Consider the following 11,915-nt stretch of genomic DNA (forward strand, 5'->3'; position numbering starts at 1 on the left):
CGGTTCTTGTCGCACTCTATCAAAACGTGTTCCAAGAACCAACCCTCTGCCCACTTCAGATTAGCTGGCGATGACTACCGTCATCACGGGCGCTAATCTTCCACTGGTTGAGGGCTGAACGGTTCTTGTCGCACTCTGTTATTAATACATGCCTGCGTTTAGATCCATTTGTGGCATTGCAGGTTGTGCTTCTGGATGGTCAGCTACGGCAGCTTCAGTTGACAAGATTAAACCTGCTACTGAACCAGCGTTTTGTAATGCTGAACGAGAAACTTTAGTAGGGTCAACGATACCAGCTTCGATCATGTTTACCCATTCGTTTGTTGCAGCGTTGAATCCAATGCCGTTTTCTTGTTCTTTTAGTTTTTCAACAATTACAGAACCTTCTAAACCAGCATTTTCAGCGATTTGACGTACAGGTGCTTCTAAAGCACGTAATACGATTTGTGCACCAGTTTGTTCGTCGCCAGCTAAGATTTCAGCTAATTCAGCAACGGCAGCTTTAGTGTTCACAAATGCAGTACCACCACCAGCTACGATACCTTGCTCAACGGCAGCGCGAGTAGCGTTCAATGCATCTTCAATACGTAATTTACGTTCTTTTAATTCAGATTCAGTTGCAGCACCAACACGGATAACAGCAACACCACCAGCTAATTTAGCTAAGCGTTCTTGTAATTTTTCACGGTCGTAATCTGAAGTTGTTTCTTCGATTTGTTTACGGATTTGAGCCACGCGTTGTGCTAATTGTTCTTTGTTACCAGCACCTTCAACGATTGTTGTATCGTCTTTTGTGACAACAACACGGTTAGCAGAACCTAATTGTTCAATCGTTGCATCTTTCAATTCAAGACCCAAGTCTTCAGTGATTACTTGTGCACCTGTTAAAATAGATAAGTCTTCTAACATTGCTTTACGACGGTCACCAAATGCAGGTGCTTTTACACCAACAACGTTGAACGTACCACGGATTTTGTTCAATACTAATGTTGGTAATGCTTCACCATCGATATCATCCGCAACTAATAACAAGGCACGACCTTCTTGAACCACTTGTTCTAAGACTGGTAAGATGTCTTGGATATTAGAAATTTTCTTATCAGTTAATAAAATATATGGATTTTCTAGAACAGCTTCCATCTTATCATTGTCAGTTACCATGTATTGAGATAGGTAACCACGGTCAAATTGCATACCTTCTACAACGTCTAATGAAGTGTCAATTGATTGAGATTCTTCAATAGTGATTACACCATCTTGACCAACTTTTTCCATTGCTTCAGCAATCAATTCACCAGTTTCTGCGTCACCAGATGAAATAGATGCAACGTTTGCGATAGCACCTTTAGAATCAACAGGTACTGAGATTTCAGCTAAACGGTCAGATGCAGCACGAACGGCTTTATCAATACCGCGACGGATACCTACAGGGTTAGCACCAGCAGTAACGTTTTTCATACCTTCTGTAACGATTGATTGTGTCAATACAGTTGCAGTAGTTGTACCATCACCAGCGATGTCATTTGTCTTAGAAGCAACTTCTGCTACTAATTTTGCACCCATGTTTTCGAAACGGTCTTCTAATTCGATTTCTTTAGCAATTGTAACACCGTCATTTGTAATTAATGGTGAACCATAGCTTTGTTCCAATACCACGTTACGACCTTTAGGGCCAAGTGTTACTTTAACTGTATCTGCTAATTTATCAATACCGCGAACCATAGCTTGGCGTGCGTCTTCTGAAAATTTAATATCTTTTGCCATTATTTATTCACCTCATAAATCTCTATCTAATTGTTATTTACTATATGAAACTGACTAATCAACGATTGCGATAATGTCGCTTTCACTGATGATTAAAAATTCTTCGCCATCTAATTCAAAAGTAGATCCAGCGTATTTTTCAAATAATACACGGTCACCTTCTTTTAATTGAGAAGTGAAATCTTCCGTATTTTCAGCAGTTGCTTTTACAACACCTACTTGTTGTTTTTCTTTAGCAGCTGACGGTAAAACGATACCTGAAACTGTTTGTTCCTTTGCTTCTTCAACTTGAATTACTGCACGTCCGTTTAACGGTTTAATCATTTTTGGTCCCTCCATATGATAAAAATGCCACTACTTTAGAGGCTTTTACGCCCCTGTGATTTACATTGTTAGCACTCAAACTCATCGACTGCTAACTACATCTATAATATTAAAACATTCAAATCCGAATTGCAAGTAAAAGATTGACTTTTTTTGACCAATTTTTGATGAAAGGTCAAAAACCTTGATTTTATGCGCTATATCATGTAATTTATAGAAATAATAGATTGACCATTTACAACAACAAATGGTGCAATGCCACAGAGAGGATTGTCGTTATACTTATGTTAAAATCACCTGTATTATTTTTACTATTATTCAAAGTATTATTTATTTTCGTTGCCATGACCTATGCCGTCGATAGCGTTCGCGCAAATGGTTGGGATTGGACCGTATACTTAACTATCGCCGTTGCAGCCTACGAAATCGTTGATTTTATTAAAACCATCAACGTTTTACGTTACATTAAGCGCATTAAAAAGTAAGAAATTAATGAGCTACCTATGTTTTCGACTATAAATGTCAAAACTGGGGCTCTTTTTTTTATGCCATTTTCATGCTTTGCGCATGTCATATCTGGTTTCTGGATACCTTTGGCCTAATTGCTACCTTTGGTAAGCGTTAGCCAGACTTGATGAAAATCTTCCTAAATATGAAAAACCTTGCAATTCTCGTCATTTTTTGCTGAAATTTGCAAAAAATAATACAAACACTTTGTCCATTTTCACAAACTATGCGTATAAATGAACAAATTTGTCCTTACTTATCTAAAGGCATGGCATATTTTACCCTCATGCAAATAAAAAGGATGAGGCACACTAGCCCCACCCTCTAATTTGATTATGAATTTGTTGAAATAAAGTAAATTAATGTTTGTAATTCATTGGTAAAATCAACGTCTTGTACACGAATGTGATCAGGTACATCTAAACGAACAGGTGTGAAGTTCAAAATCCCTTTGATATTGGCGTCATCTAAGGATGGGATCACTGTTTGCGCAACAGCATCCGGTACTGATAAAATCACGACCTCAATATCCATTAAAGTCAATTGCTCCGTTAAATCTTTCATATCGTATACAGGTACGCCATTATGTACAGTACCAATGATCTCTTCATTGACATCAAAAGCCGCACCAATACGGATATTATTCGATTTTTTAAAGTTGTAGTTTAATAAGGCATTTCCTAAATTACCAACACCGATTAAAGCTACTGTGGTTAAGCGATCTTGACTCAGTGTTTTACCGAAAAATTCAAGCAAGGCATCGATATCATAACCGTAACCGCGTTTCCCTAAGGCACCAAAATATGAGAAATCACGACGAATCGTTGCACTTTCAACTTTAACAGCTTCACTCAACTCTGTTGATGAAACCCGTGTTTTGCCCATATTTTTGAATACGCGCAGGTAGCATGATACAGTGGCAATCGCTTAGCGGTTGCTTTGGGTATTTTACGCATGTCCAATCCTCTTTTCTAATTCGAAATTTTTTTCTCACTTAGTATAGCAAGTTTGTGAAATGAACACAAGCAAATAACACTAACTATTTTTTATATAGCCAACATTTGCAATATTTTGTAAAAAGTTTCCATAATTGACATGTCATTCTATGTGGTAGAATAGTTATGAATACTGAAGAAAGGATCATGCCAATTATGATCATATTACAAGGTGCTAACTTAGCCAGACGCTACGGCGTCGAAGTCATTTTTGAAAATGTTCAAATGACTATCCAACACAACAGCCGCATCGCCCTCGTTGGCCGTAATGGTGCGGGTAAATCTACCCTATTAAAAATGCTTGCCAACATCGAGGAACCTGATGATGGTCAAATTTCGTTAACCAAAGGCACAACCATCGCTTATATGGACCAACATACTGCCGTATCCGGATACCGTACCATTTATGAAGAAATGGTCTCTGTTTTTGAGCCGGTCATCAAAATGCTAAAAGAGTCTGAAGAAGCGGCAGCGGCACTTGCTGACGAAAAGCTCATGCAAGACCCTGAGGCATATCAATCTGCCCTGAACCGCTACGATCAGCTGCAAGAGGACTTGATTCGGTTCAATGCGTATGGCTATGAATCAGAAATCCGTATGGTGCTACACGGTTTCCAATTTTTTGACGAAGATTATGACCGCAAAATTTCCACCCTATCTGGAGGGCAACGAACCCGTTTAGCCCTAGCCAAAATTTTGTTGGAGAAACGCGATCTACTTATTCTCGATGAACCAACCAACCATTTGGATATTGATACCCTAACTTGGCTTGAAAGCTATTTGCCAAAATATCCAGGTGCCTTACTGATTGTCAGCCATGACCGTTATTTTCTAGATGCCGTGACCAACGAAACCTACGAAATGGCTCACCAAGGAATCGACTATTATAAGGGAAATTATTCATTCTATCTATCTGAGCGAACACAGCGTTTAACCTTACAGATGAAGGCTTACGAGAAACAACAAGAAGAAATTGCCAAGCTAGAAGACTATGTAGCGCGCAACCTTGTACGTGCTTCTACAACTAAGATGGCGCAATCTCGCCGTAAACAATTGGAAAAAATGGATAAGATCAAAAAACCATTACAAGATGAAAAATCTGCCCGCATTCAATTCTCGGTCGCAGAAGAATCTGGTAACGACGTACTCCAAACCAACCAACTAGCTGTCGGTTACTCGCCAGATAAAATCTTATCCGAACCAATTTCCTTCCAAATGCGTAAACAGGAAGCCATCGCCATTGTTGGCCCTAACGGTGTGGGGAAATCAACCCTATTGAAGACGATTATCAAACAAATCCCTGCTATTAAAGGGACTATACATTACGGTGCTCACCTACAAATCGGTTACTATGACCAAGAGTTGGGCAACTTGAACTCCCGTAAAGACGTCTTGCATGAATTATGGGACGAACATCCTACCATGATGGAACGCGATATCCGGACAATCTTGGGTTCCTTCCTCTTCACAGGAAACGACGTCAACAAAATCGTCAACTCCCTATCAGGTGGGGAGAAAGCCCGCTTGGAATTAGCCAAATTGGCCCTTGAACACGATAACTTCTTGATTCTCGATGAGCCAACCAACCACTTGGACATCGATTCCAAAGAGGTCCTGGAAAATGCCCTGATCGAATACGATGGTAGCCTACTCTTCGTAAGCCACGACCGCTATTTTATCAACCGTGTCGCTACTTCCGTCCTTGAAATCAGCGCCGAAGGTTCAACATTATACCTAGGCGATTACGACTATTATATTGCGAAAAAAGAGGCCGAAGCCGAACGACTAGCCCTATTAGAAGCAGAAAACGCCTCTAACCAAGCAAAACCATCAAACGACAACACGGCAGCCCCTTCAGACAAGAAACAGGCCTTCCAAATGTCCAAAGACAAACAGCGTGAACAACGCAAATTGGAACGTCAGTTGAATCAATACGAAGACGACTTAGCCACAATTGAAGCCGACATCGAAGCCATTCAAATTGAAATGACCAAACCCGAATACCTCGACGACTTTACCAAATTGAATGATTTAAACGAAACCCTACAAGCAAAACAAGCTGAACAAGAAAGGCTAATGGAGGCCTGGGAAGAAACCATCATCGCATTAGAAGAACTATAAAGAAGCTGGGACATAGGATTAAAATCATAGATTTTTCGTCCTTACAATGTACGTCCCTTGTAAGCCGTGGGACCATTGAAAGCCAAGGTCTTTCAATTTGAAATCGAGCCAAGGTTTCGATTTCATCCTCTTTCATGGCTAAGCAACTACCCCTTCAGTCTTTTAACCTATTCCCATGATATATTTCAATCAAAATGTATAAGAATTTTTTCAAAGTAAAAGGCGTACACAACTCTTAAAAAGAATTGTGTACGCCTTTTTAGCGGCCTTTTTAGCGGCCTTTTATCCCATCCTCTTATTCAACTACCTCAAACGCTATAGATGTTAGGTTGGTAAATGTCATTCTGACTCTATCACCGACCTTAATTGGGTTGGCTTTGGTCATCCCACCTGTCATGATGGGTACCCCTGCAGGCAATTTCTCACCACGTTTGTATAAGGCATTCGCTAAGAATACCACAGCGTTTGCTGGATGATGGGCGACGTCTTTGCCATAACCTTCATCAATTTTTTCGTCATTAATATAGACCTCAGCATGTTCATTCAAAATATCCACATCGTCAATCGCAAAATGTTGTGTCGAATAAATAGCCCCTTGGCATGAGGTGTTATCGGCAACGACATCCTCTAGTGAAAAACGGAAACCGTGATAACGTGAATCGACGATTTCTACCGATGAATACACACAATCGATTTTAGCCATGACTTCATCAAACGTCACATCTTCTTGATAGATATCTTCTTTCAATACAATCGCAATTTCAGGTTCCACCCGCGGATGGATGAAACGTTGCAAAGACAATGGCTCCTCATTGTAAGAAATCATATAGTCAAACAAAATCCCATAGACGGGTTGATCTACATTCAATTGTTTAATTTTAGCCGGCGAGGTCAAGCCAATTTTATAGGCTGCCGGTTGACCATCTGTCTCTTTTTTTAATGCCACCACCCGATCTTGAATATCATAGGCTTCACTTTCAGTAAACTGCACATTAAAAATTTCCGACACATTGTCAATCGCTACACGGTCGTGCTCCGTTTGGTATAGAAATTGGGCAATCTCTTGCTTCTTCGCTTCTTCCATTTTCTTCATCCCTTCTAAGGTAGGTTATAAATTAAAATTCAATGAGACTCACACTGTTTCATTGTAACAAATATAGGATTTATTTCAAGATACATCCTCATTTAAATTTAATTTTTTAGAAAGGACAGGTTGAGAAGAAGCCTAGGAAACGATAAACAAAAAAATACCTAGAACCTTGAAGTCCTAGATATTCGTCAACCACTATTCTGCAATTGTCACAATAATCTTACCCAAATTCTTATCGGCTTCCATATGACGATGCGCATCTGGTAAATCCGCGAAATCAAAAGTCGTATCAATTATCGGAGCAATGGTTCCATCTGCTATCAATGGAATAACATCACGGTGCAAGTCAGCCGCTAAATCAGCCTTATATTGATCAGAACGCGCAGACAATAAAGTACCCTCCAATTTCACACGTTTAAACATCAATTGTCCCATATTAAAATCAGGCACCTTCGTTCCCCCAAGCACACCAATCAAAACCCATCGTCCGTCTACGCCAATGGCCTGACTATTTTGATGGGCATAGGATGCGCCAATAAAGTCCAAAATCACATCCACACCTTGCTGATTCGTCTCTTGCGCCACCACTTGGGCAAAATCCTCTTCCTTATAATTGACCACGCGGTTTGCCCCTAATTTGGTCGCCAAATCCAATTTATCTTGACGGCCAGCAGTGGCGATAATTTCGGCGTCAGACAGGTGGCGGGCCAACTGAATTGCGGCAGTTCCCACCCCCGAACCAGCCGCATGAATGAGCACGCGTTCGCCCTTTTTCAAAAAGCCAATCCAATATAAAGTTTGATATGCCGTCATAAAAGCCTCGGGAATGGATGCGGCAGTTACGAAAGGTACGTCTTTGGGGAAATTGATAATCCGGCTCAAGGGAATGGTGGCATACTCGGCATAGGCGCCATGAACCACGATGCCTGCCACATGGTCGCCAACCACTACATCCGCATATTGCCCATCCGGATCGTTGATTTGGACAATCTCCCCGGCGATTTCAATACCTAGTACTCGGTCCGCTACGGGCGCCTCTGGATTGACGCTGGTTCGAAACATAACGTCATGGCGGTTAATCCCAATCGCCTTCACCTTTACCAAGGCTTCCCCAGGTTTGGCTTGCGGTATTTCTAGTTCTACCATTTCAAAAACTTCAGGTCCACCTGCGTTATTTGCTAACCATGCTTTCATTGTATTACTCCTCATCTTTATATATTTTCTTAATATAATGGTAGCTCATTTTTCCAGTGGAAGATAATCAAACGCCCTAGATGCCGATGAAATCATTTTTGGATCTATCTTATTGCAGGCGTTTTCGCTAAAATGATCTTATATATAACAAGTGAAAGGTGATTTGGATGAAAGATATATATGTAGTTGGGGCTATCTTAATTCGTGATGGCAAAATTTTATGTGCGCAACGTGGTGGTGAAAAATCCTTGGCTTATAAATGGGAATTTCCTGGCGGTAAAATCGAAGCTGGCGAAACACCACAAGAAGCCTTACATCGTGAACTAACTGAAGAATTGTTCATCGATATCCCAGTGACGAATGATATCTTTGATACCACCAGCTATTCATATGATTTTGGCCGAGTGCACTTGACCACAATTATTTGTCCGCTAGCCCAGGAAATGACGCCTGTTTTGACGGAACATGCGGCCATCGAGTGGCTAGAACCAAGCCAGTTAACCAAATTAGATTGGGCACCGGCGGACCAACCAGCCGTTGCAAAATTATCAAGCATGCATTTCGAGTAAAGGATTGTGTAAGGATATGGACCCACTAGTACAAGCGTTACGACACGCATTCATCAACAATAATCATTTTGGTTCTCAATACGATCCAAAATTAATCATCAATCAACCAGAAAAGAAGGAATTTTTACTCACTACGCTTCAAGAAGAATTGGAAAATTGTCAGTCTTTTACTTTTTCTGTGGCGTTTATTACTGAATCCGGCTTGAATACACTAAAAACCTTACTGGCTGATTTACATCGCCAAGGGATTTCCGGACGGCTGTTAACATCAACCTACCTAGATTTCAATCAACCTGATGTCTTTGATGCCCTACTCCGGATTCCAAATCTTGAAGTGCGTATGTCCGACAAAAAAGCCTTCCATGCCAAAGGCTACTTATTTGAACATACTGGCCACCAAGCCTTCATTATCGGTTCATCTAATCTGACGATTAATGCGCTAAAAACCAACTATGAATGGAATATTAAACTAACTTCCTATGAACAAGGGGAAATTATCCGACAAATGCAGGACCACCTTGACGAACAATGGGCTAGCGCGAGTCCATTAACACCTCAGTGGATTGCCCGTTACAGAAGCACCTATCAACCAACAAGTTATCAACAAATTACCCAACTGCAAGACCCCGTTGAAGCATTTATTAAACCAAACAGGATGCAACAACCCGCATTAGATAGTCTGCAAGAATTGCGAGCAGCTGGGGAGACAAAAGGATTAGTCATCGCTGCAACCGGAACTGGGAAGACCTACCTTGCTGCCTTTGATGTTCGACAATTTGCCCCTAAAAGGATGCTATTTGTTGTTCATCGCGAACAAATTCTCGCATCCGCAATGGCGTCATTTAAAAAGATTTTCGCTAATGAAGATGATAGTCAATTTGGCCTCTATACTGGTAATCATAAGGATACAGAGGCTAAATTCTTATTTGCTACCCAACAGACCCTAACCAGAGATCGACATTTACATCAATTTGATCCGAGTGAATTTGACTATATCATTATTGATGAAGTGCATAGAGCCGGAAGTGAGTCCTACCAGAGAATTCTGAATTACTTTACCCCCGACTTCTTACTAGGGTTAACAGCGACACCAGACCGGACTGACGGCTATAATATTTATGACTTATTTGACTATAATATTGCCTACGAAATCCGGCTACAGGATGCACTTGAAGAGAATTTATTGGCCCCTTTCCATTATTTTGGTGTAACCGATTATGAAAAAGATGGTGAAATCATCGATGATACTAGCGATTTAGCACAACTAGTGCTTGATGAGCGGGTAGATTTCTTGATTGAACGGTTGAACTACTATGGTTTGGCGCACAAAAAGGTCAAAGGACTTATTTTTTGCAGTCGCCGAGATGAAGCAATCAGTTTATCAGAAAAGTTCAATCAACGCGGATTCAAGACGGTCGCACTTTCTGGTAGTGACAGTCAAGAGGTACGGAAGCATGCAGTGCGTGGCTTACAACACGGCGTGCTAGATTATATTTTTACTGTTGATATCTTCAATGAAGGGATTGATATTCCCGAAATTAATCAGGTTGTCATGCTCCGCCAAACCCAATCTAGCATTATTTTTATTCAACAAATGGGGCGTGGCTTGCGCAAACATGAGAGTAAGGATTTTGTCAATATCATCGATTTTATCGGTAATTACAATAATAATTACATGATTCCTGCTGCCCTTTCTGGTGATACGAGTCGAAATAAGGACAACTTACGCCGAAATACGATGGATACCACCTTTATCTCAGGCCTCTCCTCTATTAATTTCGAGCAAATAGCCAAAGAGCGGATTTTTAAATCCATTAATACAGCAAAAATGAATTCTGCCGTCGTTTTGAAAAATGCCTATGTACAACTGAAAGAACGACTCAATCGCGTGCCTTTACTTGTCGATTTTCAAACGAGCCAAATTTTTGACCCACTCATCATTGCCGGAAAACATAAAAATTACCCTCAATTCATTGCAAAACAAGGGGATATGGTCATTGCTTGGTCAGCAAGAACAGACAAGATGCTGAATTTCTTAACCGAGGAAGTACTTCCTGGTAAACGGGTCCACGAGATAGTCTTGATCAAACATTTACACGATCATCATATCGATGCCATGACTTTTGACAAGGTTCGCAATCTTTTTATGAAACATCAATATGTAGCAGATGAAGAAACAATCACTTCAGTTCTGAAGATACTATCGACCGACCATTATGCTGGTGGTGATAAGGATAGGTTTGAAGCTGGGAAAATCATTAGCCTAACTGATTCTGGTATTCAAATTTCTGATGGTTTTAGGGATGCTCAAAAAAATGAAACCTTCCAAATTCACTTGAATGATTTACTCATGACTGCGAAAATACTGAGCGAACAATATGACCATCAAACACAACTCACCCTCTATCAAAAATATTCACGCCGAGAAGCCTTACGATTCCTAAATTGGCACAAACAAGTCGTTGCGCAGAATATTGGGGGCTATGTTTTAGATAAAGAACGGAAAATATTTGTTATCTTCGTTACGATTGATAAGGGAGAAGATTTCACCGGTGCCGTCGTTGCCTATGAAGATACATTTCCCGATAATACAACCATGCACTGGTTCTCAACAGTTGGTCGTACCATGAATTCACCAGATATCAAGGTGATGCGAACACCAGAAGAATGGGACTTTCACATGTTCGTTCAGAAAACCAGAGATGATAAAGATTTTTACTATCTCGGCCAAGTCACTCCCGATATTAATACTATTGAGGAAATGACCAAAGATGTAGGTAACGGAAAACAAAAACCCCTCGTCCAAATGAATCTAAAATTCCATCAACCCATTGACCATAAACTCTTTAGATATCTCAAATAATCATCATATCCACAAAAAAGCGCCCATCTTTCGATGAGCGCTTTTGGCTTATAGCCGATTAAATTTATACTAACTTACAGCACAGAGTAGACAATGCTTAGAGCTGCTTCGTTCCCGATCTGACTCGGTTCACACCTCTACCCTTGCCGCAAGGTCTTTCGACAAATTTTATTATAGCATTTCTATAGGCCTCTTGTAAAGGAAAAGTATAATATTCATGAATTTAGAGGGATTTTGGGGGTCCAGTAGAGAAGGCAACGGCGGTTCTGTGACTTTTAATGTTACGATAAGTCACTTTCTCGCTCTAGTAGTGACTTATATACTCAGATAAGTCACAAGATCATCAGGTAGTGACTTATTCAGATTAAGTCCATATAATTGTGTAAAAAGAAAAAGAGCCATTAACCTGACTCCTGTATAATTGTATTTACCACAAAACAATATATGGAGGTTAGGTAATGACTCAACTAAATTTTACAATAAATTCT

The 11,915-nt window shown here is 40.4% G+C and carries 8 protein-coding genes, 1 other RNA gene and 1 pseudogene; 4 read left to right on the top strand and 6 right to left on the bottom strand.

What is annotated here, in order from left to right; all coding sequences use genetic code 11:
* Positions 1-141: 141 nt before the first annotated feature.
* Together groL and B9P78_RS08110 are read right to left on the bottom strand one after the other, a co-directional pair.
* On the bottom strand, positions 142-1,764 hold the full coding sequence (groL, locus tag B9P78_RS08105) for a chaperonin GroEL (protein WP_094518972.1): 1,623 nt from the start codon (positions 1,762-1,764) through the stop codon (positions 142-144).
* Positions 1,765-1,818: 54 nt separating this feature from the next.
* Positions 1,819-2,088 (bottom strand): co-chaperone GroES, encoded by a 270-nt coding sequence (locus B9P78_RS08110; protein WP_094518973.1) that lies wholly within the window; start codon positions 2,086-2,088, stop codon positions 1,819-1,821.
* A gap of 284 nt (positions 2,089-2,372) precedes the next feature.
* Between B9P78_RS08110 and B9P78_RS08115 the strand changes: the two genes are divergently transcribed.
* Entirely contained in the window at positions 2,373-2,573 is a 201-nt protein-coding gene (locus B9P78_RS08115) for a hypothetical protein (RefSeq protein ID WP_094518974.1), read from the top strand.
* Positions 2,574-2,928: 355 nt separating this feature from the next.
* On the opposite strand, the pseudogene B9P78_RS08120 reads toward B9P78_RS08115, so the two are convergent.
* Positions 2,929-3,551: pseudogene (locus B9P78_RS08120) on the bottom strand (redox-sensing transcriptional repressor Rex).
* 195 nt (positions 3,552-3,746) lie between these two features.
* Here B9P78_RS08120 and B9P78_RS08125 point away from each other — a divergent pair.
* Positions 3,747-5,711, top strand: a complete 1,965-nt coding sequence (locus B9P78_RS08125; RefSeq protein ID WP_094518979.1) for an ABC-F family ATP-binding cassette domain-containing protein — start codon at positions 3,747-3,749, stop codon at positions 5,709-5,711.
* A gap of 295 nt (positions 5,712-6,006) precedes the next feature.
* On the opposite strand, the gene B9P78_RS08130 is transcribed toward B9P78_RS08125, so the two are convergent.
* Both B9P78_RS08130 and B9P78_RS08135 read right to left on the bottom strand, forming a co-directional pair.
* Complete coding sequence (locus tag B9P78_RS08130) at positions 6,007-6,804, bottom strand: 2-keto-4-pentenoate hydratase (protein WP_233487806.1); 798 nt, start codon at positions 6,802-6,804, stop codon at positions 6,007-6,009.
* 192 nt (positions 6,805-6,996) lie between these two features.
* Complete coding sequence (locus tag B9P78_RS08135) at positions 6,997-7,995, bottom strand: NAD(P)H-quinone oxidoreductase (protein ID WP_094518976.1); 999 nt, start codon at positions 7,993-7,995, stop codon at positions 6,997-6,999.
* Between the two features lie 167 nt (positions 7,996-8,162).
* Here B9P78_RS08135 and B9P78_RS08140 point away from each other — a divergent pair, with 167 nt between their 5' ends.
* Together B9P78_RS08140 and B9P78_RS08145 are read left to right on the top strand one after the other, a co-directional pair.
* On the top strand, positions 8,163-8,564 hold the full coding sequence (locus tag B9P78_RS08140) for a (deoxy)nucleoside triphosphate pyrophosphohydrolase (RefSeq protein ID WP_094518977.1): 402 nt from the start codon (positions 8,163-8,165) through the stop codon (positions 8,562-8,564).
* A gap of 16 nt (positions 8,565-8,580) precedes the next feature.
* Positions 8,581-11,427, top strand: a complete 2,847-nt coding sequence (locus tag B9P78_RS08145; protein ID WP_094518978.1) for a DUF3427 domain-containing protein — start codon at positions 8,581-8,583, stop codon at positions 11,425-11,427.
* A gap of 60 nt (positions 11,428-11,487) precedes the next feature.
* Here B9P78_RS08145 and ffs read toward each other — a convergent pair.
* Positions 11,488-11,587, bottom strand: an RNA gene (gene ffs, locus B9P78_RS08150) — signal recognition particle sRNA small type.
* Positions 11,588-11,915 lie beyond the last annotated feature (328 nt).

Source organism: Aerococcus sp. 1KP-2016 (assembly GCF_002252085.1).
Taxonomy (GTDB): Bacteria; Bacillota; Bacilli; order Lactobacillales; family Aerococcaceae; genus Aerococcus.